Source organism: Actinospineispora acaciae DSM 45401, assembly GCF_000620785.1.
Lineage (GTDB): Bacteria > Actinomycetota > Actinomycetes > Mycobacteriales > Pseudonocardiaceae > Pseudonocardia > Pseudonocardia acaciae.
Genome location: NZ_JIAI01000004.1, coordinates 191,806 through 215,459, shown reverse-complemented (window position 1 = coordinate 215,459; position 23,654 = coordinate 191,806). Strand labels below are relative to the sequence as shown.

Genomic DNA, 23,654 nt, shown 5'->3' with positions numbered 1-23,654 from the left:
AGCGTACGGATCGCGGGAAGGCCCGCCCGGTCCCGTGCTCAGCCGGTGAGGCTCGCCGGTGCGTCCCTGGTGAGGATCTCCATGTTGTGCCCGGCGGGATCCTTGAAGTAGAGGCCGCGCCCGCCGAACAGATGGTTGATCTCGGCCGGTTCGTTGTGGAACGGGTCGGCCCAGTACGGGACGCCCGCCGCCCTGATGCGGCCGAGGATCGCGTCGAAGGTGGCGTCGTCGACCAGGAAGGCGAAGTGCTGGCCACGGTAGTCGGTGGAGTCGACGTAGTCGAGGCTGACGCCGTTGGTCAGTGGGATGGGTACGAACGGTCCCCATGGCGTGCCGGTCCGGATGCCGAGTATGTCGGCGAGGAACCTGGCGGCGGCGTGCTTGTCCGGCGCCGGCGCGAGGGTGTGGTTGAGCTCGACGGTCATGACGGGTTGGTTCCTTCTGCCCGGATGACCGGGCCGACGACGTGGGTGACGGGGTAGCCCTTGCGGGCCTCGGGCGGTGGGGCGATGCCGGTGATCGCGGCCTGGCGTTCGTCGAAGTAGCGCTCGAACCCGGCCGGTGTGCAGACCAGCAGGTAGCGGGCGGGGACGTCGCCGTGGTTGGCGACGGCGTGGATGGTGTCGCGGGGGGCGAAGGTCACGGTGCCGGGGCCGGCGCGCAGGATCTTCTCGCCGAGCTGCAGGGTGAGGGTGCCGTCGAGGACGTACCAGGCCTCGTCGAAGCCGTGGTGGTGCAGGGGGGTGCCCGCCCAGTGGGCCGGCACGGTGTTCTCGCAGAGGGAGACGTGGCCGGCGGTCTCCTCGTGGCGCAGCAGGACGTCGAAGTTCAGGTCGTTGGTCATGGCGGTCCCTTCGGGGGTCAGGAGGCCGGCGGCGTGGCGATCCGGCTCAGGTGCATGGACGCGAGGCGCCAGCCGTCGGCGGCGCGGACCAGGACGTGGGTGGAGCGGAACTCCCCGTCGTTCTGGCGGCCCTGGTGGGCGGCCCGCTGCGCGTGGACGCCGACCGCGACGGCGGTGTCGCCGTACTCCCGGACCGTCACGTCGCGCCAGGTCAGCTCCTGGGTGACCAGCGCGCCGGAGCGGTAGCGGTGCACCCACTGGGACTTGTCGAGCAGGAAGCCGAACGGGCCGACCAGGGTGAAGTCGTCGGTGGCCATGGCGTCGAGCGCGTCCGCGTCGCCGCGCTGCTCGGCGTCGGCCCAGCGCCGGCCGAACTCCAGGACCTGCTCTTCGGTGCTAGACATGGGCGGGTTTCCCTTCGGTGCGGAAGTGGTCGAGATGCGCTCGCGCCCATCGCGCGAACGTGGTCGGAGGGCGGCCGAGCAGCTCGGCCACGGTGGGCAGCAGCTCGGTGCCGACGTCGGAGCCCACGGTGCGGGCCACCATCGCGTCGAAGACGTCCTCCGGGACGCCGCCGCGCAGCATGCCGGCGCGCACGGTGTCCAGCGGCGGGTCGATCGCGCGCAGCGGCCGGCCCAGCAGCTCGGCCAGGATCGCCAGCTCCTCGGTCGGGGTCAGCACCTCGGGGCCGGACAGCTGGTACGCGGCGCCGTGGTGGCCGTCGGTGGTCAGCGCCAGCGCGGCCACGGCGGCGATGTCGGCGGGGTCGATCGAGGCGGCCGGCCGGTTGGCGAACGGGATGGTGACCTGGTCGCCGTGGTGGATCTGGCGGGCCAGGTGCAGCGCGTTGGACATGAACCGGCCCGGGCGCAGCAGGGTCCAGCCCATGCCGGAGCCGGTGACCGCGTCCTCGATGTGCCCGCACCACTCGGCGATCGCGTCGTCGCCCTCGCCGCCGCTGAAGACCGACAGCGCCACCACGTGCGCCACCCCGGCGCGGGCGGCGGCGTCGACCAGCCGGGGGAGGTGGGTGGGCCGCTCGCCCCGGGGGCCGGTGGGTTGGGCGGACATCAGGAACGCCCGTTCCACGCCGGCGAACGCGTGGTGCAGGCCGGCCGGGTCGTCGGCGTCGCCCTTGACCACCTCAACGCCGGGCGGGGGGTCGATCGACTCGGGGCGGCGGGTCATCGCGCGGATCGGGCTCGTGCCGGCGGCCGCGAGCTGGCGGACCAGCTCGGCGCCGACGTGGCCGGTGGCTCCGGTGACCAGGATCATCGGGTGCTCCTTCCAGGGATCAGCAGTGCGGCCAGCGCGGCGCCGGCGAGCATCAGGCCGGCGGCGACGTAGGCGGCGGTGGTGTAGCCGTGCACGAGCGCGGCCGTCCCGCCCGCCAGGTAGCCGGCAGAAGCGGAGGCGGCCACGGTGTTCAGCAGCGCGAGCCCGACCGAGCCGCCGACCTGCTGGGCGGTGTTCACCACGGCGGCGGCGATCCCGGCGTCCCGGCGCTCGACGTGCGCGGTCGCGGTGCTGATGGCCGGGGTGAACACGCAGCCCAGGCCGGCGCCGAGCAGGATCTCGGCGGGCAGCACCAGCGAGGCGTATCCGCTGTCCGGGGTGAGCCGGGTGAGCAGGCCCATCGCGGCGGCGGCCGCCAGCAGCCCGGGCACGATCAGCGCGCGGGCCGGGTAGCGCGGCAGCAACCGCGCGGCGACCAGCTGCGCGGAGCCGAACACCGCGACCGACAGCGGCAGGAAGGCCAGCCCGGTCACCACCGGCGAGTACCGCAGCACCACCTGCAGGTAGTAGCTGAGGAACAGGAACACCCCGAGCATGCCGGCCACCGCGACCCCGGCCGTGAGACAGGCGCCCGCGCGGGCTCGGTCGGCCAGGATGCGCGGGGGAAGCAGCGGCTGCTCGGTGCGCGCCTGACGCCACCCGAACAGTGCGACCAGCGCCAGCCCGGCCGCGAGCGGCCCGATCGTCCAGCCGGACGCCCAGCCGTCGCTCGCCGCCCGGGAGCAGCCCGCGACCAGCCCCACCAGCCCGGCGGTCACCAGCGCGGCGCCCGGGACGTCCAGACCGGTCCGGGGTCCGGACGGCGACTGTGCCGACGATGGAACCGGCAGGTAACGGGTGCCGAGGGCGGCCACCGCCGCGACCGGGACCGTGACGAACAGGCAGGCGCGCCAGCTCAGCTGCCCCACCAGCACGCCGCCGACCAGCAGGCCGACCGCCCCTCCGCTGCCCGCGATCGCCCCGAACAGGGCGAACGCCTTGGCCCGCTCGCGCGGCGCGGTGAACGTGACCGACAGCAGCGCCAGCGCGCTCGGCGCGAGCACCGCGGCCGACGCCCCCTGCGCGGCCCTGGCCAGCACCAGCGACACCGGCCCGGCCGCCAGGCCGCCGGCGGCCGACGCCACGGCGAATCCCACGAGCCCGACCAGGAACGTCCGCGCCTGGCCCAGCCGGTCCACCAACCGGCCGCCGAGCAGCAGCAGCCCACCGAACGCCAGCGTGTACGCGGTGATCACCCACTGCCGGTCGCCGTCGGACAGTCCCAGCGCGTGCTGCACCGACGGCAGCGCCACGTTCATCACGGTGGCGTCCAGCGCGATCATCAACTGCGCCAGCGAGACGACCGCGAGCGCAAGCCAACGGTGCGTGTCGCCATCAGCTCGCGTCTCGGTGGCCATCGCCGGTCCCCTCTCGGTCACCGTAAACGTTAGATATCGAACGATTAGATGTCAAGATGTCTGTCGCGCGCCGTCCGGACGGCTCGTCACCGCGCGCGGCGGGGCGGCAGCCGTTCGCCCGCGTCGTTCACCTCGATGCCGTAGGCCGCGAGCAGCGCCTTGTGCCGGTTCCTGGCCCGGGTGTGGCGCACCATCGCCGGGATCATGATCATCACCAGCAGCAGCCCGCCCCCGAGCAGGCCCGACGCGACGAACGGATGCCGCACCCACAGGCCGTCCTCGACCGAGCCGTCCCACACCAGCGCGGTGACGAGCAGGAACAGGGCGGGAATGAACAGGACGCCCCACGCGGTGGCCCGGAAGCCGTGATCGACCACCGCGTCCACGTGCGCGGTTCGGGCCGAGGCGGGCAGCGGGGTCGGATAGGGCAGGTCGTCGGCGGCGCCGGACCGGGACAGCCGCGCCGACGCCCGGTGCAGCACGATGCCGCTCGACGTCAGGGTCACGACCAGGACGCCGGCGGTGACCAGGGCTTCGACACCGCCGGACGCCACCGCGACCAACCCGATGAACAGAACGGCCACCCTGCCGGCGATGACGGTCAACCGCGTGCCGTGCCTCGCCGCCCGTGCCGCGCCGGCGCTCGCCGACCCCGCCGCCACCCCGAACCAGGCCAACAGCGCAACGGCGACCAGCATCCCCACCAGGACCGTCACCCCGGGCACGGCGACGAACGGCCGCCCCTGCGCCGCCCACCGCCCCACCGTCCGCCCGACCAGCCACGCCAGCCACACGATCGCCGGCGCGCACACCGCGACGGTGACCACCCGTACCCAGCCGAACAACGTCATGCCCCTACCGACCCCCGCCGGGCCCGCGCGGTTGTGCATCGATCACGGCACGGCGGGCGACCACACTCCGGTGGCGAGGCTAAGGACGAACGCCGGCCGCGCGTATCGGCGATGTAGCCGGTGGTCGGCGGAGATTTCGCCGCTGCCACGATGGGCACGCGCCGACGAACGGGAGGCCGAGGTGGCGGACGCGACCCTGGACGAGGTGATGGCCGAGCTGGCCGCGCTCGAAGACCCGAAGACCCGCGAGGTGAACGAGAGGCACGGCGACGACCACGGCGTGAACCTCACGAAACTGCGCGCGCTGGCCAAGCGGCTGAAGACGCACCAGGAGCTCGCGCGCCAGCTCTGGGCGACCGATGACACCGCCGCCCGCCTGCTGGCGACCCTGGTCTGCCGCCCGAAGGCGTTCGAGCGCGACGAGCTGGACGCCATGCTGCGCCGGGCACGCACCCCCAAGGCGCACGACTGGCTGGTGAACTACGTGGTGAAGAAGAGCCCGCACGCCGAGGAGCTGCGCCAGGCCTGGCTCGCGGACCCGGACCCGGTGGTGGCCGGCGCCGGCTGGGCGCTGACCACCGAGCGGGTGGCGAAGAAGCCCGACGGCCTCGACCTCGCCGGGCTGCTCGACGTCATCGAGGCCGAGATGAAGGGCGCCCCGGACCGGCTGCAGTGGGCGATGAACCACTGCCTGGCCCAGATCGGCATCGAGCACCCCGAGCACCGCGCCCGCGCCATCGACATAGGCGAGCGCCTGCGGGTGCTCGAGGACTACCCGACGCCGCCGAACTGCACGTCACCGTTCGCGCCCATCTGGATCAACGAGATGGTGCGACGCGCTGGGGCGCGGCATGGATGAGCTCGTAGTCGCGGCCGATGCCGCTGGTGGCCTGCAGCAGCAGCGGCAGTAGGTCGTCGATGAGGCGCTGGTAGCTGACCTCGGCCGCGATCACGGTGATGTTCACCGCGGCGATGGTGTGGCCGTCGCCGCCGCGCAGCGGGGCGGCGACGGACCGGATTCCGGGCGCGATCTCCTCGTTGGTGGAGGCCCAGCCGAGGGCGCGGGCCTCGCGGAGCTCGGCGTCGAGCCGGTCGGGTGCGGCGGGCCTGTCCGGTGTGACGGGGGAGCGCGTCGGCGTGTCCAGGGCGGCGCGCAGCTGCTCGGGCTCCAGCGCGGCGAGCAGCACCTTGCCGAGGGCGGTGCTGGTCGCGGGGAACCGGGTGCCGACGTCGACACGCAGCGCGACGACCTTCGGGACCTCGGCGCGGGCGACGTAGATGATGTCCGAGCCGTCGAGCTGGGCGATGGAGGCGGCCTGGTTGGTGCGCGCGACCAGGTCGAGCAGGTGGGGCTGGGCCACGTCCCACAGGCCGGTGGACAGCGTGTAGGCCACTCCCAGTTCGAGCACCCTGGGGGTGAGGACGACGCCCTGGGGCGTGGTGCGGGCGTAACCGAGATGTTCCAGCGTGAGCACGATGCGCCGCGCGGTGGGGCGGGCCAGGCCGGTCGCGGTGGCGATCTCGGTCAGGGACATGGCTACCGGGCGGGTGCCGAAGCACCTGATCACGTCGAGGCCTCGGGCCAGCGCCTCGACGAAGTCGGGCCCGGCGTCTTCGCGTGGCATCTGGCTCCCTTCGACCGCGTACGGCCCACAGACTAGCCGCTCTACGGTCGGACGTCCGTTCGGCTATTGACAGTTCAGCCCCCGGGTCGCATGCTCCTTTCCGGTCAAGTGACCGTACAGCGGTCAATTGTCCGCTCACCGGTGAGGAGGACGTCCATGTCGAACGGCGCCGATGTCGTGGTGGTCGGTGGCGGCCCGGCCGGGCTGACGGTGGCGGCCGAGGCGGCCCGCTCCGGCGCCCGGGTGGTCGTGCTGGAACGGCGCACGGGGGACACGCACTCGCGGGCCGGGGTGATCCAGCCCCGGGTGCTGGAGCTGTTCGACGCCCGGGGACTGATGGGCCGGTTCCGGGCGGCGGCGGCGCGGTGGCGGCCGGACTTCGAGGTCCCGCGCTACATGTACGCCGGGCTGCTGGGGCTGCGCTACGACGAGCTGGACAGCAAGTTCGGCTACGCGCTGATCCTGCCGCAGACGACCACCGAGCACCTGCTCGCGGACTGGGCGGCCGAACAGGGGGCGCAGCTGCGCCGGGGCGTGTCCTACCTGGGGCACGCCGAGACCGCCGACGGCGTGGTCGTCACCGCGCGCGACGACGCGGGCCGGTCGGTCGAGGTGACCGCGTCGTACCTGGTCGGGGCCGATGGGGCGCGCAGCGCGGTGCGGGCGGGGGCGGGGATCCCGTTCCCGGGGCGGCCGACGCGGATGACGGCGGTGGCGGTGGACGCCGACCTGCCGTTCCCGTGGCGGGCGTCGATGCGGATGGCCCGCAACGAGCACGGCTGGGTGCTCAGCTACCCGTTCGGCGAGCGGACCACCCGGTTCATCATCGTGGCCGAACACCGCAGGCAGGTGCCGAAGTCCGAGCCGGTGACCGTCGACGAGGTCCGCGAGTCGCTGCGGTTGATCTTCGGTACGGACTTCGGGGTGCGCTCGGCGAAGTGGCTGTCGCGCTACGGCGACGCGCACCGGATGGTGCCGCGGTTTCGCCGGGGCCCGGTGCTGCTGGCCGGTGAGGCGACCCGGGTGCACTACCCGGCCAGCGGGATCGGGATGAACTACTGCATCCAGGACGCGTTCAACCTGGGCTGGAAGCTGGGCTGGGTCGCGGCCGGCCACGCCCCGGACGCGCTGCTGGACAGCTACCACGACGAGCGGCATCCGGTGCTGGTGGCGCTGATGGACGACGTGGCCGCGCAGTGCGCGCTGCACTTCGACTTCTCGCCGGGCGGGCTGGCGCTCAAGGACTTCGTCGAGCGGGAGCTGGTGCCGATCCCGGAGGTCAACGCGAGCCTGCGGGACCGGCTCAGCGGGTTCGGCACCTCGTACCACCGCGACGGCGACCCGCATCCTTCGGACGGCGTCAGGGTCGGCGACTTCGCGGTGGGCTCGCCGCACGGCGCGAGCTACACCGAGGTCGCCGCGCGGCGCGCGGGTTTTGTGCTGGCGGAGGCGGACGGGGGTCCGCGCGAGCTGCCCGAGCGGATCACCGCGGTGACGGCCTCGGGCGCGCTGCCCGGCGCGGCGGCGGCTGCCGTGCTGGTGCGTCCGGACGCCTATGTGGCGCGCGCCTGGGACGGGCGGCCCAGCGACGAGCAGGTGGCGGCGGCCTACCGGGCGGCCCTGGAAGGGGAGCGGAGATGACCCGGGTCCTGGTGGCCGAGGGCGCGTGGGTGGTCACCGGGGACCCGGCGCTGGGCACGGTGCGCGGCGCGGACGTGCTGGTCGAGGACGGCCGGATCGCGCGGATCGGCCAGGGCCTGCCGCGCGAGGGCGCCGAGGTGATCGACGCGCGGGGCATGGTGGTGATCCCGGGCCTGGTCGACGCGCACAAGCACACCTGGCAGTCCTCGGTGCGCCACCGGTGCACGGAGATGGACCTGACCACGTACTTCGGGGAGATGTTCGGCCGGCTCGGGCCGAGGTACCGCCCCGAGGACGTCTATGCCGGCAACCTGCTCGGCGCGCTGGCCGCGCTCGACGCCGGCACCACCACGCTGATGGACTGGTCGCACGTGCAGAACTCGCCCGCGCACAGCGACCGGGCCGTCGCCGCGCTGCGCGACAGCGGCATCCGCGCGGTGTTCGGCCACGGCTGGCCGCTGGTCGACCTGGCGGCGTGGATCCAGGGCAGCGACCGGCCGCACACCGACGACGTGCGCCGGATCCGCCGCGACCTGCTCGCCGACGACGACGATCTGGTGACGCTGCAGCTGGCCGCGCGCGGCCCCGAGCTGTCCACGATGGACGTCACCCGCGCGGACCTGGCGATGGCCCGCGAGCTGGGCATCCGTACCTCCATCCACATGGGCTGCGGGCCGGAGTTCGGGGCCATGGGCGCGATCGGCCGGCTGGATCGCGCCGGGCTGCTGGGCGCGGACCTGACGTTCGTGCACTGCAGCGAGTCCAGCGACGAGGAGTTCGCCATGATGGCCGGCGCGGGGGTGTCGGTCGCCGTCGCGCCGCAGCACGAGCAGGGGCTGCCCGGCATCGGCCACACCCCGATCGACCGGCTGCGGGCGTTCGGGATCACCACCGCGCTCAGCAGCGACACCGAGGCGTTCGGGGCCGCCGACCTGTTCACCCAGATGCGGGTCGGCCTGGCGGCGCACCGCGGCCAGCTCGCCGAGGGCCGTTCCCGGTACGACGGCACGCTGAGCGTGCACGAGGTGTTCGCGATGGCCACCCAGGGCGGCGCCGACGCGCTCGGGCTGGGCGATCGGGTGGGCAGCCTGTCCGTGGGCAAGGCCGCCGACCTGGTGCTGGTCCGGGCCGACGACCCGAACCTGTTCCCGATCAGCGACCCGGTGGCCGCGCTGGTCGCCTCCGCCCACCCGGGCAACGTGGACACCGTGCTGGTCGGCGGCGTGGTCCGCAAGCGCGGCGGCGCGCTGGTGGGTGGCCTGCTGGACCACGCGCGCACGCTCGCCGCCGCATCCCACGACCGTCTTCTCACCGAAAGGTTGTCATGACGCTGGACCCTCAGATCGCGGAGTTCCTGTCCTCGCTGCGTGCCGCCGGCGCGCCGGAGACCTTCGCCGGCACGCCCGAGCAGGCCCGCCGGCGGATGGCCGAGGCGATCGAGGCGGGCTGGGACCCCGCCGAGTTCGCCCCGGCCGGAAGCGTCCGGGACGCCGTCATCGGCGGGGACGGGCTTCGGGGGAAGATCATCCATCCGGTGACCGACCCGGTGGCCACCGTGCTGTACTTCCATCCGGGCGGGTTCACGCTGGGCAGCGCGCACCTGATGCAGGACGTGGCGCGGCGGTTGGCGCACGAGCTGAGCGCGTGCGTGGTGTCGGTGGACTACCGGCTCGCCCCTGAGCACCCGTTCCCCGCCGCGGTCGACGACGCGCTGGCCGCGCTGCGCTGGGCCGTCGACTCGGCGGCCGAGCTGGGCGGCGACCCGAACCGGATCGGGCTGGCCGGCGAGAGCTCGGGCGCGAACCTGGCCGCCGTCACCGCGCTGGCCGCCCGCGACGCCGGCATCCCGGTGGCCGGCCAGCTGCTCGCGTCCCCGGTGACCAACTTCGCCGCGCGCCACCCATCGGTCGAGGAGAACGCCGAGGGCTACTTCCTCAACCGCTCCGACCTGGACACCGTGCGCAGGTACTACTTCCACGACGACGACGCGCTGGCCGCCGACCCCCGAATCTCCCCGGCGCTGACGGCCGACCTGGCCGGCGTCGCCCCGGCCGTCGTCGGGGTGGCCGGCTTCGACCCGCTGCGCGACGACGGGATCGTCTACGCCGCCCGGCTGCTCCAGGCCGGCGTGCGCACCGCGCTGCGGGTCTATCCCGGGCTCATCCATCCGTTCTTCGGCATGCCGGGGCTCAGCCCGGCGGCGGACGCGGCGGTGACCGAGCTGACCGGGCTGTTCGGCGGGGTCCTCGGTGCGGTTTGAGCACGAGACGCTGCCGCAGGCGGTGCGCTTCGCCTCCGGTGAGGCCGGGGCGATGGTGGCGGAGTCGGTGCGGCGGCTGGGCGGCTCGCGGGTCATGGTGATCGCGGCGCCGGCCGAGGCGGACCTGGCGCGCCGGGTCACCGCCGGCGTGGCGGTGGCGGTACGGCACGACGAGGTGGCCATGCACGTTCCGGTGGAGGTGGCACGGCGGGCACGCTTGGCGGCGGACCGCGCTGACGTCCTGGTCAGCGTGGGCGGCGGGTCCACCACCGGGCTGGCCAAGGCGGTCGCGCTGAGCACCGGGCTGCCGATCGTGGCGGTGCCGACCACCTACGCCGGCTCGGAGGCGACGAACGTGTGGGGGCTGACCGAGGGCGCGCGCAAGACCACCGGGGTGGACGACCGGGTGCTGCCGCGCGCGGTGGTCTACGACGCGGCGCTGACGCTGTCGTTGCCGGTGGCGATGAGCGTCGCGTCCGGGCTGAACGCGCTGGCGCACTGCGTGGACGCGATGTGGGGGCCGCGCGCGGACCCGATCGACCGGGCGCTGGCCGGGGAGGGGATACGCGCGCTGGCGGCCGGGCTGCCTCGGGTGGTGGCCGAGCCGGGCGGTCTCCCCGGGCGCGAGCAGGTGCTGTACGGGGCGTACCTGGCGGCGGTGGCGTTCGCCTCGGCCGGCTCGGGCCTGCACCACAAGATCTGTCACGTGCTCGGCGGCCGCTATGGGCTCCCGCACGCCCAGACCCACGCGGTGGTGCTGCCGTACGTGCTGGCCTTCAACGCCCCGGCCGCGCCGGACGCCGAGGAACGCATCGCCGGCGCGTTCGGCACCGACACCGCCCTCGCGGGCCTGCAGCGGTTGCGGGCCGTCCTCGACGCGCCGAGGGCGCTGCGCGACCACGGGTTGGCCGAGGCCGACATCGACGACGCCGTCCCGGAGATCCTGGCGGCGGTGCCGAAGCACAACCCGCGCCCGGTGACCGCCGCCGGCCTGCGACGACTGCTGGACGCGGCGTGGCGCGGCGCCGACCCCGTACATGACGAGGAGACCACCACATGACCGAGCAGTCAGCACGTGAACAGGCGGTGGTGGACCAGGTCATCGCCTCCTTCGAGCATGCCGGGGACGCGCGGCTCGCGGAGCTGATGCGGGCGCTGACCCGGCACCTGCACGCGTTCCTGCGCGAGGTCCGGCTGACCGAGGCGGAGTGGCGCACCGCGATCGACTTCCTCACCGAGGCCGGCCGCATCACCGACGCCAAACGTCAGGAGTTCATCCTGCTCTCCGACGTGCTCGGCGCCTCCATGCAGACGATCGCGATCAACAACGAGGCGTACGCGAACGCGACCGAGGCCACCGTGTTCGGGCCGTTCTTCGTCGAGGGCGCCCCGGAGATCCCGCTCGGCGGCGACATCTCCGCGGCCGCGGCCGGGCAGCCGTGCTGGGTGGAGGGGACGGTCACGGGCACGGACGGCCACCCTGTCCCCGGCGCGCGCATCGAGGTGTGGGAGGCCGACGGGGACGGCCTCTACGACGTGCAGTACGACGACGACCGCACCGCCGCGCGCGGGCACCTGTTCACCGACGAGACGGGCGGCTACCGGTTCTGGGCGCTCACCCCGACCCCGTACCCGATCCCGCACGACGGCCCGGTGGGCGCGCTGCTCGCCGCGGCCGGCCGCTCGCCGATGCGCGCCTCGCACCTGCACTTCAAGGTCAGCGCCCCGGGCCTGCGCACGCTGGTCACGCACATCTTCGTGCGCGGGGACGGCTACCTGGCCAGGGACGCGGTGTTCGGCGTCAAGGACTCCCTGGTCGTCGACTTCGCACAGCACCCGGCCGGTTCCGCCACCCCGGACGGGCGCGACCTCGCCGGCCGCGACTGGGCTAGTGCCCGCTTCGACATCGTGCTCGCCCCGGGTCGACCGCGATGAGGACGAACGCGAGCAGGCAGGGCCGGTCCGAGCGGTTCGACCAGGCGTGATAGGTACCGCGCTGGACGAGCACGTCGCCCGCGTGCAGCTCGACCTCGGTGTCGTCGAGCAGTGCCCAGACTGCTCCGTCGAGCACGACCGCGTAGTCCAGCGAGTCGGTGGTGTGGAACGCCGGCGGAATGACCTCGTTCCCGTCGCCGTCGAAGCGCCAGTCCCTGTCCGGCGGCAGCTCCAGGATCCGGAACACGCTGCCGCCCGGCGGCGGCCCGACCGTGTCCTCCGGACCTGTCGCGTCTCGCCACAGGTCGGTGACGACATAGCCGGGAACCCCGTGGCCGGCGCGACCGGCGGGGACGTCGTCGACGACGATCGTGGACCTGCCGTCGCCGGTCACTCCCGTCACCACGCGCCGGATCCGCCTGGCTGAGGCGGCGGGCGGTGTCGTGTGGTCGAAAGGGTTGTAGTCGGTCATGTCAGGTCGTCGAACCGGAGGACGAACAGGCCCTGGTTCTTGTCGGTGCTGTACACGTAGCCGCGAGCATCGACGATCACGTCCTCGGACTGGTTGACCAGCCGCCCCGAGGGAAGCGGCCCGAGCCTTTTCGGCGGGTCGGTCGGGACGAAGTAGCCGCTTTCCACCGGATTGTACGGGTCACGAATGTCGTAGAGCCGCAGCCCGGCATTGAAGTACGTCATCAGGACGTGGTCGTCCATGACCCTGAACACCGAATGCCCCTGATGGTGCGCCTGGTTGTGCGGGCCGAAGCGCCCGCCCTTCTCCTGGTAGTTCCGGAATCCGGTGCGTTCTTCCGGAGTTGGAATCGGCAGTTGGCCAATGATCCGAGGACGGTGTTCATCCGCAATGTCCACGATGAACGCGTAGTTCAACGGCTCGTCGTACCCTTCCTTGATCGCCTCGCTGTTGACTATCAACAGGTCCCGATCCGGGATCGGCACGGCCGAGTGGCAACCCAGCACGCTACCGAGGTCGCCGAAGTCCACTCGGCTCACCAGTGCGGGTTCGGCCGGATCCGTAACATCCAGGATCACCGCCCCGACCCGACCGTAGCTGACATACGCCCGCTGTCCGTGTACATAGGCCGGACCGTGCATGTAATGGTCGTATGGGCTGGGCTCGTCGTCGTCGTCCGCCGCCTGGCCGGGCCACCACCAGCGCGCCGCCTCCACCGGATTGCGAGGATCCGCCAGGTCCAGGACCACCAGCATGTTCCCGTCAAAGCCGTCCGGCTGGGCCGCGAGATATGCGTACCGTCCGCCGGCCCAGAAATTCCGGTGGGTGCCGACGCCGCCGGTGCTGTACCTGCCGACCGGGACGGGGCTAGCCGGGTCGGTGGCGACGTCGAAGGCGAGAACGCCTTCCTCGAACCTGTCGGTATCCGCGCCGTAGATTTCCGCGAACGGCTTCTCCAGCGACGTCACCATCAGCCCGTCCGCCACCTGGACCTGGGACGTCAGCGTGTTGGTCGGGCCCTCGACGAAGCGTATGAGCTCCGGCGACTCGGCGTCGGTCACGTCCATCACCGTCCAGCCCGAGTGCCAGAAATGGCTCAGGTACAGATACCAGCGTTCACCCACGCATTGCATCGGGCGTTGCGCGGCGAGGAACCACCGCGGCGACTCCCGAACCGCCACCGCGCCCCACACCACGAGCACGATCGGCGCCGCCCCGACGACGAACAGGCCCCTCCAGCCGATCGTCGTGATCAGCAGGGCGCTCACCGTGCTGGCCAGCAGGCCGCCCACCGAGACGAGCCCCGCCGAGGCGTAGGCGCCGAGGAACGTGCGGTACCTCGTCGGCGTGTACTCGAGGACCAGCGGCGTGCCGAGGATGGGCGCGGCCGGCACCGCGACTCCGATGAGGACCCGGAACAGCGCCAGGTACCACCAACCCCCGAGGGGGCGAACGCCATTGCGAGAGAGCAGGCGGAGAACAGCGCGACCGCGACCATGAGTGGGCGTTTCCGGCCATATCGATCGCCGAGATGGCCCCACATGAAGGAGCCGAGAATGGAGCCGATGCCCGCCGCGAGAAGGATGACGGTCGTCTGGCCGAAGGTCAGGTTCCACTCCCGCGCAATGACAACGACGACGAAGTTGATGACGAGAAGATCGAAGAACTCGAGCGCCCCGACGATGAGTACGAAGCTCGTCATACTCCAGTATCTGGACGTCAGGCGGGCGTTGTCGATCGCGTCGAGAACTGTGTTCACGGGTGTTCCCTGAGCGCGGGCAGGACCTCGCGCGCAAACAGCTCCATCTCGTCGGAGGAGAACGTCTCGACCAGCAGCCGGCGGGCGCCCGTCTCCTCGACGGTCTGCCGCAGGCTCCGCACGATCTCCTCCGGGGTTCCCGAGATCGCGATGACCGGTCGCCGTTTCCTGGCGGCGTTGTCGAGGTGGAACTCGGCGTCCGTCTCGGGCACGGCGCGCAGCCCGCCCGCGGTGTAGACGGCGATGAACCGCCCGTACGCCCTGGTCATGCGGTCGAGGTTGCGCTCGGCACGCTCGGGGGTCTCGCCGAGGGCGACGAAGCGCTCGATCATGAGGTTCGCCCCCGACAGCGAGTGCCCGTGCTCGGCGCCGGTCTTCACGTAGTGCTCGAAGGCGTTCCGGTGGTCCTCGTGGGTGCCGAAGTTGCGCATGATGTTCCAGCCGCGCTGCGCCGCCTGGCCCATCGAGTCCAGGCTCGCGCCGCCCAGCCAGACCGGCAACGGGTCCCGCAACGGCCGGGTCGCGATGGTGGTGGGCCGGGTGACCTGCGTGAACTCGCCGTCGAACGTGAAGTCCCGCTCGGTCAGCGCGGTCCACAGCAGCCGCAGGCCCTCCAGCCACTGCCGCATCAGCCGGTCGGGGTCGAGGTCCCGTCCGGTCGCCATGAGCGTCTCGCCGGGGACGCCCCGGCCGATGCCCAGCTCGAACCGGCCGCCACTGAGCAGGTCCAGCGTGCCGGCCTCCTCCGCCACCCGGATCGGGCTGTAGAGCGGGAGCGTGGTGACGGCCGTGCCGATGCGGATCCGGGTGGTTCGTTCGGCCGCCGCGGCCAGCAGCAGGTGCGGGGACGGGCAGGTCATCGACGGCGCGTGGTGCTCGGTCACGGTGATCCCGTCGAACCCGAGGGCCTCGGCCTGGACCGCGAACTCGACGAACCCGCGCACCTGCCGCCGCTGCCATTGCGGGTCGTGGACGTCCGGGTCGGTCTCCGTGGTGTGCAGGCCCACGCCGTAGGTGTGGACGACCTTGATCACATCCGGGTCGTGGCTCAGCGCGCTCATGGTTCGGGATGTTATGAACCGCGGCGCTGTCGAGCTATCCATTCGTGGCGAGCGATATCCAGTTTTGGAGGTAAACTGAAGAAATGGCGTCGACGGCGATTCTGCGGCGGTACCCCGTCACCCGTACCGAGGATCCCGCCGAACTGATCGACGCCCTCTGCCGCACTTTTCGCAGCGACATCCGGGCCGGCGGGTTGCTGCCGGCGCACTCCCCGGCGGAGGTGCGCGGAATCGTCACCGATCAGTTCACCGTGGGTTTCGTCGACTCGCGGATCTGCGTGGACATCGCGGGCGGAGGCTCGGAGTCCTCGTATTTCGTCAACGTGGTCATCTCGGGTGATCTGCTTTCGGCGAAAGGGGAGGAGCGCATCGTCGGCGGGCCCGACCTCATCGGCGTGTTCAACCCCGGCGACGTGCACCATCTCGCCCCCGCGCTGTCCGGCACGCGGACGGTCGGGATCCGGCTGCACCGCGACCTGGTCGAGCGCGAGCTCGCCAACCTCCTCGGCGCCGCGCCCGACGGGCCGGTGCGGTTCGACTTCGCCCTCGACCTGGCACACCGGCGGTCCGACGGGCTGCGGCTGGTGCTGGACACGATGCTGGACCAGCTCGGCGCCGGGCACTCCCTGTCCGACCACCCGGCGATGCGGCTCGGGCAGCTGCGGACCTTCGCGACGGCCTTGCTGCTGACCCACCGCCACAGCTACAGCGAGGCCCTGCGCACCGGGCAGTCGCCGCCGAGGCCCCGGTCGGTGCGCCGGGCACTGGAGTTCATCGAGGACAACCTCGCCGAGCCGATCACGCTGGGCGACATCGCCGCCGCCACCGGCTACAGCGCCCGAACGCTGACCGGCGCGTTCGGTGAACACCTCGGCACCAGCCCGATGAGGCACCTGCGCGAGCGCCGGCTCGACGCCGCCCGCCGGCACCTGACCCAGACCTCGGACTCGGTCAGCGCCACGGCGGCGAGGTTCGGGTTCGGCCACCTGGGCCGCTTCTCGGCCGCCTACCAGCGGCGTTTCGGCGAGCCGCCGTCGCGCACGGCCCGCCGCCGTTGACGTCAGGAAGCGGCGTGCTCGGCGTCGTAGCCGTAGATCCAGCCGTTGTGCGTCAACGGGTCCTCGCCGGCGAACGAGCTGTCCCGAGCGCGCTGGGCCGGCCCGTCCGGGAGGTGGTTGCTCTGCTGCCGGTCCCGGCTGAGCGCCTGCACGCGGCCGACCCTCGGGCGGCGGATCGCCTCGTAGCGCCGCACGGCGGCCGCCGGGTCGTCCGGCCGGCGGGCCAGGCAGCCGGCGAGGACCGCGGCGTCCTCGATCGCCTGCGCCGCGCCCTGGGCGAAAAACGGGAACATCGGGTGCGCGGCGTCGCCGAGCAGCGCGACCGGGCCTCGGGTCCAGCGGGGCAGCGGGTCGCGGTCCAGCAGCGCCCAGCGGCCCACCCGGTCGGCGCCGGCCAGCAGCGCGGTCAGCTCGTCGGCCCAGCCGGCGAACTCGGCGCGCAGGTCCTCGATGCGCCCCTCGGCGGACCACGACTCGGCCTGCCAGCCCCGCGCCGGCCCGAACGCCACGATGTTGACCAAGGCCCCGGCCCGGATCGGGTAGTGCACCAGGTGGTGGTCCGGCCCCAGCCACAGCGTCTGGACCGGGCGCAGCGCGAACGCCGGAACCCGGTCCGCCGGCACCAGGCAGCGGTAGGCGCACAGCCCGGACAGCCGAGGCGGGCCGGCCTCCGCCACGAACCGCCCGACGGTGGTGTGCACCCCGTCGGCCCCGACGACCGCGTCGGCGACCGCCCGCGAGCCGTCGCCGAAGTCCAGCTCGACGCCGTCCGGGCCGACCCGCATGCCGACCAGGCGGCGCCCGAGCCGCAGCGACGCCTCGGGCACCGCCGCGCGCAGCACGTCGAGCAGGTCGGCGCGGTGCGCGACGTAGCACTGCTCGCCGTAGCGGCGCTCGCACAGCTCGCCCAGCCGCTGGCTGAACAGCACCCGCCCGTCCGCCCAGCGCCGAAACTCCCACCCGACCCGCAGCGGCACCGCCCGCTCGGCGAACCGGTCCAGCTGGCCCATCCGGCGCAGCAGGCGCGCGGCGTTCGGGGACACCACCAGCCCGGCACCGACCTCGGTGAGCGCGCCCGCCTGCTCGTACACGGTGGCCTCGATCCCGGCGCGGTGCAGCATCGCCGCCGAGGCCAGGCCGCCGATGCCGCCACCCACCACCGCCACGCGCGGACTCATCGAACCTCCCGGGGGACGAGCAGGACCAGGCCGGCGGCCAGCAGCGCGGGCAGGGCGAACGCGTAGTGGTTCCAGCTCGGGGCCAGCGCCCCGGTGGCCACGGCGGTCACGATCACGCCCCCGTACACCGGACCGAGTATCGCGCCGATCCGCCCGACCGCGAACTCCCAGCCCAGCGCGGTCGCGCGGGCCGACGCCGGGTAGTAGCCGCCGACGAAGGCGTTGACCAGCGTCTGGGTGTTGGCGCCGAAACCGGCGGCGGCCGCCGCGACCAGCAGCGGCGCGGTGGCCGGGCGCAGCGCGAACACCAGCACCGAGACCGCCGCGACGAGGAACGACCCGCAGATCACGGTGCGCTCGCCGACCCGGTCCGCGAGGGCGCCGGCCCCGATGACCCCGACCACCGCGCCGGCGTTGAACACCAGCAGGAAGGCCAACGACGAGCCCATCGAGTACCCGGAGCGGCGCATCAGCTCCGGCAGCCAGGTGTTCAGCCCGTACACCAACAGCAGGCCGATCACCGAGATCAGCCAGAACAGCACGGTGGCCCGCAGGTACCTGCCGGAGAACAACACCCGCACCGAGTCGAGCCGCCACGCCCCGGCCGTGGCTCCGGACGGCGGCTCCGGTGGTTCGAGCCCGTAGCGGGCGGCGTACCGCCGGGCCTCCGCCATCCGGCCACGGGCGGCCAGGAACGCGACCGACTCGGGCAGCAGCCGGTACGCCACCGGCACGACCAGCACCAGCGGCGCCGCCCCGATGAAGAACATCGCGCGGAAACCTCCCACCGGTAACACCACTATCGCGAGCACCGCCGCCAGCACCCCACCGACCGAGTACCCCGAGAACATCACCGCGTTGCGCAACTGCCGCCGCGCCGTCGGGGAGTACTCGATCGTCAGCGCGATCGCCGTCGGCACCACCCCGCCCAGCCCGAGCCCGGTGACGAACCGCAACAGCCCGAAGATCTCCGGGTTCGGCGCCAGGCCGGTCAGCGGCATCGCCACCGAGAACCACACCAGGCAGCCCAACATGATCCGCCGCCGGCCGAGGACGTCGGTGAGCGTGCCCACCGCGACGCCGCCGACCAGCGTCCCGAGCAGCGCCAACCCGCCGAGCTGGCCGGCCTGGGCCGGGGTCAGGCCCCACGGCCGGTAGGCCAGCAGGTCGGGGAGCACCGAACCGAAGGTGATCAGGTCGTAGCCGTCCGCCACGATGGTCACCCAGCAGATCGCCAGCACCCACCACGTGCTGCGGACCCGTGTCGGAACAGAACCGGTGACAGCCACTGGGCATCTCCTGACCACGCCGTTGGGGAGGTGGCACACACCTTCCGGCGCCGCGGTCCGGTCGGGCAGCATGATGTCCGGTGAACGGACATTCTTGGCTGTCGTGGGGAGGCGGGACGCCATGGCGAACAGCCCCGAGCGCGGCCGCACGGTGCTGTCCAGGGCGCTGGCGATCCTGGGCGCGTTCACCCCCGCACACCCGGACCTGACGCTCACCCAGATCTGCCGGCTCACCGGCCTGCGCCACGCCACCGCGCACCGGCTGGTCGGCGAGCTCGTCGGCTGGGGCGCGCTGGAGCGGCTGCCCGGCGGCGCCTACGTGACGGGCCTGCGCCTCTGGGAGCTGGGCGCGCTCAACCCCCGGGGGCTGCCGCTGCGGGTGCGCGCGATGCCCGTCATGGAGGACCTGCACGCGGCCACCCAGCAGCACGTCCAGCTGGCCGTCCTGGACGGCGCCGAGGCGCTCGTGGTGGAACGGATCTCCACCCCGCACGCGGTGCCCGTCGTGTCCCAGGTCGGCGGGCGGCTGCCGCTGCACGCCTCCGCCGTCGGCAAGGTACTCCTCGCCCACGCCGACGAAGACCTGTTCGCCCAGGTCACCGCCGACGGCCTGACCCGCTACACCCCCGCGACCACCACGGACCCGGCCGAGCTGCGCGCCGCCCTCGCCGAGTGCCGGCGAACCGGCGTCGCCGTCGTGCGCGAGGAGATGAGCCGGGGCGCCCACTCGGTGGCGACCCGGATCACCGACGCCCGCAACCGGGTGGTGGCCGCCCTCTCCGTCGTGGGCGCCGACCCGGCGACCCACCTGCTCACCCCCGCCGTGGTCCTGGCCGGCCGTGGCATCTCCCGCACCACCGCCCCCTGAAGCGCGCACTCGCCTTTCCCACCACCCCGCGAGTCGGGCGTCTCAGCACACTGAGTCGCGCGTTTCAGCACACCGCACCCCGACCTCGCACACCCCTGCGCCACCTCGGCGTCTCAGCGGATCGCGCCGGGTTCCAGGGCCTGCGGGTGGTGGGCGATCGCGGCGTGGTGGTCGCGCCAGTCCTCGGCGCTGGGGCCGACGTGCACCGACGCGGCCACCAGCTTCGGTACGTCGTGCAGCAGCCGGTGGGTGGCCTCGGTGGCGATGTCGTGGGCGGCCACGATCCCGAGGCCGGGGTCGACGGCGATGGAGGTCTCGGCCCGGACGCGGTGGCCGACCCAGCGCAGCCGCAGCGAGGTCACGTCCAGCACGCCGGGGACCGCGCGCAGGCTGGCCTCGGCGGTGTCGACCAGGGCGGGGTCGATGGCGTCCATCAGCCGGTGGTAGATGTCGCGCGCGGCGCCGCGCAGCACGAACAGGATGGCGATGGTGATCAGCAGCCCGACGATCGGGTCGGCCAGCGGGAACCCGGCCAGCACCCCGAGCGCGCCGAGCACCACGGCCAGCGAGGTGAAGCCATCGGTGCGGGCGTGCAGCCCGTCGGCGACCAGCGCGGCCGAGCCGATCCGCCGCCCGACCCGGATCCGGTACACCGCGACCAGCTCGTTGCCGACGAACCCGACCAGCCCCGCGGCCACCAGCACGCCGATGTTGTCGATCGGCCGGGGCGAGACCAACCGCAGTATCGACTCGTAGCCCGCCACCACCGCCGACAGCGCGATCATCCCCACGATGAACACCCCGGCCAGGTCCTCGGCGCGCCCGTACCCGTAGGTGTAGCGGCGCGACGCCGGCCGGCGGCCGAGCACGAACGCGATCCACAGCGGCACCGCCGTCAGCGCGTCGGAGAAGTTGTGGATCGCGTCGGCCAGCAGCGCCACCGACCCGGTGACCACGACGACGCCCGCCTGGGCCAGCGCGGTCGCCCCCAGCGCCACCAAACTGATCTTCACCGCCCGGACGCCCTCCGCGCTCGCCTCCAGCGCCGAGTCCACCGAGTCCGCCGCGTCATGGCTGTGCGGCCTGAACACCGACCGCAACGCCCCCCAGGCCCCATGCCGATGTCCATGTCCATGTCCATGTCCATGTCCATGTCCATGCCCGTGCCCATGACCGTGCCCATGACCGTGCGAGCCCACGTTTGCCAGCATGCGCGACCGCCCGCCATCATGCAACCATGCGCGCGCACAACAACGTGGCAGGTGCGAGCCCGCTGCGACAACCCACCACCGGCGACCGGCTCGAGCTCGCCGCCGACGTACTGGGCCACCTCGCCCAACCCGTCCGCCTGCACCTACTGCGCCTGCTTGCCGAGGGTGAGCAGGACGTCACCACGCTCACCGCCCAGGTCGACGCGACCCGCTCCTCGGTGTCCCAGCACCTGGGCCGGTTGCGCATCGCCGGCCTGGTCCAAACCCGCCGCGACGGCCGTCGGGTGGTCTATCGGATCACCAGCGACCACCTCCGCGAGCTGGTCGAACAGGCCTACCAGTTCGCCGGGCACCTGGTGGACCACATCCCGCACCACTACGCCGAGCGCTGACGGCCAGCACCGACGGTCGAGGCCGATCATCGGTCGGGACAGGGCGACGACCGCAGGCACTCGGCGAGCAGGTCGACGACGTCGTGCCAGGCTCGCCGCGCATGCCGTGGGTGGTAGCCGACGCCGGGGACCACGGGATGGTCGACCGGCGGGTGGTGGAAGGCGTGCAGGGCGCCGCCGTAGACCACGAGGCGCCAGTCCACGCCCGCGACCTGCATCTCGGCCATGAATGCGTCCCGTTGCGCGGGCGGCATGATCGGGTCTTCCGACCCGACCCCGGCCCACACCGGGCAGCGGATGCGCGCCGCCTCCCCCGGCCGGCCGGTGGTCAGTGCGTTGACGGTCCCGATCGCGCGCAGGTTGACGCCGTCGCGCCCGAGTTCCAGCGCGATCGCGCCACCGGTGCCGTAGCCGACGGCGGCGATCCGGTCGGGGTCGACCCGCGGTTCGGCGCGCAGCACATCGAGCGCCGCGTGGCCGATGCCCCGCATCCGGTCGGGGTCGTCGAGCAGCGGCAGGCAACGGGCCAGCATCTCCTCGGGGTCGCCCAGATAGCGCCCGCCGTGGATGTCGAAGGCGAGCGCCACGTACCCCAGTTCGGCGAGGGCGTCGGCCCGGCGCCGCTCGACGTCGCTGAGCCCCGTGCCCTCTGGACCGAGCAGCACCGCGGGCCGTCGGTCGATACCGGCCGGCAGCGCGAGGTGCCCGATCATCGTCAGACCGTCGGCCGGGTACTCGACCGTGCGCGTGGTAACCGTCGTCATGAGACCGGACGGTAGTGAGCGTTGTGCCCGGTCGGGCCGGGTTTCACCGCCGGCGGAACTCGCGCCGTGGGCGGTGTCAGCTTCGCTCGGCGGGCGCGCGGTCCAGGGCGGCGTCAGGTTGCCGCCGCCGCGCCCGCATCCGCTCGGCCACCTCGATCGCATCGCCCTGGGGCGCGTCGGAGGCCCGGTCCGGCCTGGCCGTGAGCAGATAGACCAGGCCGGCAACCGCCACCACCAGGAACCCGATGAGCGCGATCCACCGGTCGTAGAACGGCAGGTCCGCATCCCCGCTGGGCAGGCTCAGCACCACCATCGCCAGCACCCCGTAACCCAGCGCCGCCACGGTCACCGGCAGCCCGGCCCGGCCCAGCGTGAACGGCCCCGCCGGGCGCCACCCGCGCAGCCGGGCCCGCAGCGCCGCGAGCACCACCATCTGGAACGCGCAGTAGCCGGCGAGCATCTGGAACGCCGCGATCCGAAAGATCGAGTCCGGGGCGAAGTAGGCGAAGACGAACAACAGCACCGGCACCGCGTTCACCGACAGCAGCGCCCGCAACGGCACCCGCCGCCGGGCGGACATCACGGCGAACCACCCGCTGCCCGGGAACATCCGGTCCCTGGCGAACGAGTACACCAGCCGGCTCGCCGCCGCCTGCTGCCCCATCACGCAGGCCAGGAACGACGTCAGCGCGATGACCAGGAAGATCTTCGTCCCGACCGTCCCCAGCGCCGCCTGCAGGATCGACGGGATCGGCTTGGCGTCCGCGCCCGACACGATCGCCGGAAGGTCCGGCGCGGCCAGCAGGTACCCGGCGAACGCCAGCAGCGCCGCGCCGCCACCGACCAGCACCGTCAGCTGCATCGCGAACGGAATGCGGCGCGCCGGGTTCGGCACCTCCTCGGCCACCTCGCCGCAGGCCTCGAAGCCGTAGAACAGCAGCAGCCCGACCAGCGACGCGGCCAGGAACGGGCCGAAGTAGCCGCCGGCCCCGGTGCCCATGCTGTCGAACAGGACCGAGAACGAGTTGTGCCGTTGGAACACCAACAGGTACAGACCGACAGCGATCACACCCACCAGCTCGGCGGCCAGCCCGATCTTCGCGATGCGGGCCAGCGTCTTGGTCCCCGTCGCGTTGAGCACCAGGCCGAGCGCCGCGACCACGACCGCGATCAGCAGCGTCGCGCCCGGGCTGTGCGCGGCGGAGGCGCCCGGGTCCTCGGCCGTACCCAGGAACAGGCTGGCGACGAAGTCGGCGCTGAACAACGCGGTGGTGGTAATGCCGATCATGACGGTGAACAGGTAGACCCAGGACAGCCACCAGGCGTACCGGCCGCCCCACAGCCGCCGCGCCCACTGGTAGAGCCCGCCGGCCAGCGGGTACTGCGAGACGACCTCGCCGAACACGAGCGCGACCAGCCACTGCCCGCCCGCCACGATCACGATCCAGAAGATCGACGGCGGGCCGGCGGTGGACAGCCCCTGGCCGAACAGCGCGATCACACCGACCAGCGGCGAGAGGTAGAGGAAGCCGAGGGCGAAGGTGGCCCACAGGCTCATCTCGCGGGTGAACTTCTGTTCGTACCCCAGCGCCCTGAGCTGCTCGTCGTCGGTCGGTGGGCCGTTCATCTCGGATCCTCCTGATCGGCGCTGACGGTTGGGGAGCAGTCTCGGCAACTCACCCCACCCGGCGCAGCGCCCAACCTGTGACACATCGCCGGGCACGGCTGCACAGGCTGTGCATGGGCCGCGCCC

General features: G+C 72.9%; 23 protein-coding genes and 1 pseudogene. 9 read left to right on the top strand and 15 right to left on the bottom strand.

What is annotated here, in order from left to right; all coding sequences use genetic code 11:
• Positions 1-38 precede the first annotated feature (38 nt).
• The 6 genes from N912_RS0121175 to N912_RS0121150 all read right to left on the bottom strand — a co-directional run bounded on the left by N912_RS0121175 (position 39) and on the right by N912_RS0121150 (position 4,388).
• Positions 39-425 carry a VOC family protein gene (locus N912_RS0121175; protein ID WP_028923974.1) on the bottom strand — a complete coding sequence of 129 codons (387 nt, stop codon included), beginning with the start codon at positions 423-425 and terminating at the stop codon, positions 39-41.
• Complete coding sequence (locus N912_RS53540) at positions 422-844, bottom strand: cupin domain-containing protein (protein WP_051580547.1); 423 nt, start codon at positions 842-844, stop codon at positions 422-424. Before N912_RS53540 ends, N912_RS0121175 begins: the two co-directional genes overlap by 4 nt.
• A gap of 17 nt (positions 845-861) precedes the next feature.
• Positions 862-1,248 carry a nuclear transport factor 2 family protein gene (locus N912_RS0121165; protein WP_051580546.1) on the bottom strand — a complete coding sequence of 129 codons (387 nt, stop codon included), beginning with the start codon at positions 1,246-1,248 and terminating at the stop codon, positions 862-864.
• On the bottom strand, positions 1,241-2,119 hold the full coding sequence (locus N912_RS0121160) for an NAD(P)H-binding protein (protein WP_028923972.1): 879 nt from the start codon (positions 2,117-2,119) through the stop codon (positions 1,241-1,243). Before N912_RS0121160 ends, N912_RS0121165 begins: the two co-directional genes overlap by 8 nt.
• Positions 2,116-3,558 carry an MFS transporter gene (locus tag N912_RS0121155; protein ID WP_028923971.1) on the bottom strand — a complete coding sequence of 481 codons (1,443 nt, stop codon included), beginning with the start codon at positions 3,556-3,558 and terminating at the stop codon, positions 2,116-2,118. Before N912_RS0121155 ends, N912_RS0121160 begins: the two co-directional genes overlap by 4 nt.
• Positions 3,559-3,623: 65 nt before the next feature.
• Positions 3,624-4,388 (bottom strand): hypothetical protein, encoded by a 765-nt coding sequence (locus tag N912_RS0121150; RefSeq protein ID WP_028923970.1) that lies wholly within the window; start codon positions 4,386-4,388, stop codon positions 3,624-3,626.
• Positions 4,389-4,596: 208 nt separating this feature from the next.
• Between N912_RS0121150 and N912_RS0121145 the strand changes: the two genes are divergently transcribed.
• Positions 4,597-5,247: a DNA alkylation repair protein gene (locus N912_RS0121145; protein WP_156993917.1), complete on the top strand. Its 651-nt coding sequence runs from the start codon at positions 4,597-4,599 to the stop codon at positions 5,245-5,247.
• Here the strand turns inward: N912_RS0121145 and N912_RS0121140 are convergent.
• On the bottom strand, positions 5,207-6,013 hold the full coding sequence (locus N912_RS0121140; protein ID WP_028923968.1) for an IclR family transcriptional regulator domain-containing protein: 807 nt from the start codon (positions 6,011-6,013) through the stop codon (positions 5,207-5,209). The two genes, N912_RS0121145 and N912_RS0121140, sit on opposite strands and share 41 nt — an antisense overlap.
• A gap of 156 nt (positions 6,014-6,169) precedes the next feature.
• Between N912_RS0121140 and N912_RS53535 the strand changes: the two genes are divergently transcribed.
• Genes N912_RS53535 through N912_RS0121115 form a run of 5 tightly spaced genes read left to right on the top strand, consistent with a single transcriptional unit; the run spans position 6,170 to position 11,849 of the window.
• Complete coding sequence (locus N912_RS53535; RefSeq protein ID WP_051580544.1) at positions 6,170-7,654, top strand: FAD-dependent oxidoreductase; 1,485 nt, start codon at positions 6,170-6,172, stop codon at positions 7,652-7,654.
• Positions 7,651-8,982: an amidohydrolase family protein gene (locus N912_RS0121130; protein WP_028923967.1), complete on the top strand. Its 1,332-nt coding sequence runs from the start codon at positions 7,651-7,653 to the stop codon at positions 8,980-8,982. The genes N912_RS53535 and N912_RS0121130 overlap by 4 nt, the downstream gene beginning before the upstream one ends.
• Positions 8,979-9,914 carry an alpha/beta hydrolase gene (locus tag N912_RS0121125; RefSeq protein ID WP_028923966.1) on the top strand — a complete coding sequence of 312 codons (936 nt, stop codon included), beginning with the start codon at positions 8,979-8,981 and terminating at the stop codon, positions 9,912-9,914. Before N912_RS0121130 ends, N912_RS0121125 begins: the two co-directional genes overlap by 4 nt.
• Positions 9,904-10,974, top strand: a complete 1,071-nt coding sequence (locus tag N912_RS0121120; RefSeq protein WP_028923965.1) for a maleylacetate reductase — start codon at positions 9,904-9,906, stop codon at positions 10,972-10,974. The genes N912_RS0121125 and N912_RS0121120 overlap by 11 nt, the downstream gene beginning before the upstream one ends.
• Positions 10,971-11,849: a dioxygenase family protein gene (locus N912_RS0121115; protein WP_028923964.1), complete on the top strand. Its 879-nt coding sequence runs from the start codon at positions 10,971-10,973 to the stop codon at positions 11,847-11,849. Before N912_RS0121120 ends, N912_RS0121115 begins: the two co-directional genes overlap by 4 nt.
• Here N912_RS0121115 and N912_RS0121110 read toward each other — a convergent pair.
• From N912_RS0121110 to N912_RS60545, 3 genes and pseudogenes are all read right to left on the bottom strand, one after another.
• Positions 11,803-12,321, bottom strand: coding sequence for a cupin domain-containing protein (locus tag N912_RS0121110; RefSeq protein WP_051580543.1), 519 nt, complete (start codon positions 12,319-12,321; stop codon positions 11,803-11,805). The genes N912_RS0121115 and N912_RS0121110 overlap by 47 nt on opposite strands.
• Positions 12,318-14,023, bottom strand: a pseudogene (locus tag N912_RS53530) (MFS transporter). The gene N912_RS0121110 and the pseudogene N912_RS53530 overlap by 4 nt, the downstream one beginning before the upstream one ends.
• Before the next feature lie 53 nt (positions 14,024-14,076).
• The gene (locus N912_RS60545) at positions 14,077-15,141 is read right to left on the bottom strand and encodes an LLM class flavin-dependent oxidoreductase (protein ID WP_051580541.1); all 1,065 of its coding nucleotides are present in this window, start codon (positions 15,139-15,141) and stop codon (positions 14,077-14,079) included.
• Positions 15,142-15,224: 83 nt separating this feature from the next.
• Here N912_RS60545 and N912_RS0121090 point away from each other — a divergent pair, with 83 nt between their 5' ends.
• Positions 15,225-16,199 (top strand): AraC family transcriptional regulator, encoded by a 975-nt coding sequence (locus N912_RS0121090; RefSeq protein ID WP_028923961.1) that lies wholly within the window; start codon positions 15,225-15,227, stop codon positions 16,197-16,199.
• 2 nt (positions 16,200-16,201) lie between these two features.
• Here the strand turns inward: N912_RS0121090 and N912_RS0121085 are convergent, their stop codons facing one another.
• On the bottom strand, positions 16,202-17,377 hold the full coding sequence (locus tag N912_RS0121085) for an FAD-dependent monooxygenase (protein WP_028923960.1): 1,176 nt from the start codon (positions 17,375-17,377) through the stop codon (positions 16,202-16,204).
• Positions 17,374-18,618 carry an MFS transporter gene (locus N912_RS0121080; protein WP_245645364.1) on the bottom strand — a complete coding sequence of 415 codons (1,245 nt, stop codon included), beginning with the start codon at positions 18,616-18,618 and terminating at the stop codon, positions 17,374-17,376. The genes N912_RS0121085 and N912_RS0121080 overlap by 4 nt, the downstream gene beginning before the upstream one ends.
• Before the next feature lie 169 nt (positions 18,619-18,787).
• Here N912_RS0121080 and N912_RS0121075 point away from each other — a divergent pair, with 169 nt between their 5' ends.
• Positions 18,788-19,534 carry an IclR family transcriptional regulator gene (locus tag N912_RS0121075; protein WP_028923958.1) on the top strand — a complete coding sequence of 249 codons (747 nt, stop codon included), beginning with the start codon at positions 18,788-18,790 and terminating at the stop codon, positions 19,532-19,534.
• 113 nt (positions 19,535-19,647) lie between these two features.
• On the opposite strand, the gene N912_RS0121070 is transcribed toward N912_RS0121075, so the two are convergent.
• Positions 19,648-20,745 carry a cation diffusion facilitator family transporter gene (locus N912_RS0121070; RefSeq protein WP_051580540.1) on the bottom strand — a complete coding sequence of 366 codons (1,098 nt, stop codon included), beginning with the start codon at positions 20,743-20,745 and terminating at the stop codon, positions 19,648-19,650.
• 26 nt (positions 20,746-20,771) lie between these two features.
• Here N912_RS0121070 and N912_RS0121065 point away from each other — a divergent pair, with 26 nt between their 5' ends.
• Positions 20,772-21,137 (top strand): ArsR/SmtB family transcription factor, encoded by a 366-nt coding sequence (locus N912_RS0121065; protein ID WP_028923956.1) that lies wholly within the window; start codon positions 20,772-20,774, stop codon positions 21,135-21,137.
• 26 nt (positions 21,138-21,163) lie between these two features.
• On the opposite strand, the gene N912_RS0121060 is transcribed toward N912_RS0121065, so the two are convergent.
• Positions 21,164-21,901: a dienelactone hydrolase family protein gene (locus N912_RS0121060; protein ID WP_028923955.1), complete on the bottom strand. Its 738-nt coding sequence runs from the start codon at positions 21,899-21,901 to the stop codon at positions 21,164-21,166.
• A 76-nt stretch (positions 21,902-21,977) separates the two neighbouring features.
• Positions 21,978-23,528: an APC family permease gene (locus N912_RS53520; RefSeq protein WP_051580539.1), complete on the bottom strand. Its 1,551-nt coding sequence runs from the start codon at positions 23,526-23,528 to the stop codon at positions 21,978-21,980.
• Positions 23,529-23,654 lie beyond the last annotated feature (126 nt).

What these genes read in the sequence shown, in the direction of transcription:
- N912_RS0121175 (WP_028923974.1), bottom strand. Translation starts at nt 425, where the DNA reads ATGACCGTCGAGCTCAACCACACCCTCGCGCCGGCGCCGGACAAGCAC.
- N912_RS53540 (WP_051580547.1), bottom strand. Translation starts at nt 844, where the DNA reads ATGACCAACGACCTGAACTTCGACGTCCTGCTGCGCCACGAGGAGACC.
- N912_RS0121165 (WP_051580546.1), bottom strand. Translation starts at nt 1,248, where the DNA reads ATGTCTAGCACCGAAGAGCAGGTCCTGGAGTTCGGCCGGCGCTGGGCC.
- N912_RS0121160 (WP_028923972.1), bottom strand. Translation starts at nt 2,119, where the DNA reads ATGATCCTGGTCACCGGAGCCACCGGCCACGTCGGCGCCGAGCTGGTC.
- N912_RS0121150 (WP_028923970.1), bottom strand. Translation starts at nt 4,388, where the DNA reads ATGACGTTGTTCGGCTGGGTACGGGTGGTCACCGTCGCGGTGTGCGCG.
- N912_RS0121145 (WP_156993917.1), top strand. Translation starts at nt 4,597, where the DNA reads ATGGCCGAGCTGGCCGCGCTCGAAGACCCGAAGACCCGCGAGGTGAAC.
- N912_RS0121140 (WP_028923968.1), bottom strand. Translation starts at nt 6,013, where the DNA reads ATGCCACGCGAAGACGCCGGGCCCGACTTCGTCGAGGCGCTGGCCCGA.
- N912_RS53535 (WP_051580544.1), top strand. Translation starts at nt 6,170, where the DNA reads ATGTCGAACGGCGCCGATGTCGTGGTGGTCGGTGGCGGCCCGGCCGGG.
- N912_RS0121130 (WP_028923967.1), top strand. Translation starts at nt 7,651, where the DNA reads ATGACCCGGGTCCTGGTGGCCGAGGGCGCGTGGGTGGTCACCGGGGAC.
- N912_RS0121125 (WP_028923966.1), top strand. Translation starts at nt 8,979, where the DNA reads ATGACGCTGGACCCTCAGATCGCGGAGTTCCTGTCCTCGCTGCGTGCC.
- N912_RS0121115 (WP_028923964.1), top strand. Translation starts at nt 10,971, where the DNA reads ATGACCGAGCAGTCAGCACGTGAACAGGCGGTGGTGGACCAGGTCATC.
- N912_RS0121110 (WP_051580543.1), bottom strand. Translation starts at nt 12,321, where the DNA reads ATGACCGACTACAACCCTTTCGACCACACGACACCGCCCGCCGCCTCA.
- N912_RS60545 (WP_051580541.1), bottom strand. Translation starts at nt 15,141, where the DNA reads ATGAGCGCGCTGAGCCACGACCCGGATGTGATCAAGGTCGTCCACACC.
- N912_RS0121090 (WP_028923961.1), top strand. Translation starts at nt 15,225, where the DNA reads ATGGCGTCGACGGCGATTCTGCGGCGGTACCCCGTCACCCGTACCGAG.
- N912_RS0121085 (WP_028923960.1), bottom strand. Translation starts at nt 17,377, where the DNA reads ATGAGTCCGCGCGTGGCGGTGGTGGGTGGCGGCATCGGCGGCCTGGCC.
- N912_RS0121075 (WP_028923958.1), top strand. Translation starts at nt 18,788, where the DNA reads ATGGCGAACAGCCCCGAGCGCGGCCGCACGGTGCTGTCCAGGGCGCTG.
- N912_RS0121070 (WP_051580540.1), bottom strand. Translation starts at nt 20,745, where the DNA reads ATGCTGGCAAACGTGGGCTCGCACGGTCATGGGCACGGTCATGGGCAC.
- N912_RS0121065 (WP_028923956.1), top strand. Translation starts at nt 20,772, where the DNA reads ATGCGCGCGCACAACAACGTGGCAGGTGCGAGCCCGCTGCGACAACCC.
- N912_RS0121060 (WP_028923955.1), bottom strand. Translation starts at nt 21,901, where the DNA reads ATGACGACGGTTACCACGCGCACGGTCGAGTACCCGGCCGACGGTCTG.
- N912_RS53520 (WP_051580539.1), bottom strand. Translation starts at nt 23,528, where the DNA reads ATGAACGGCCCACCGACCGACGACGAGCAGCTCAGGGCGCTGGGGTAC.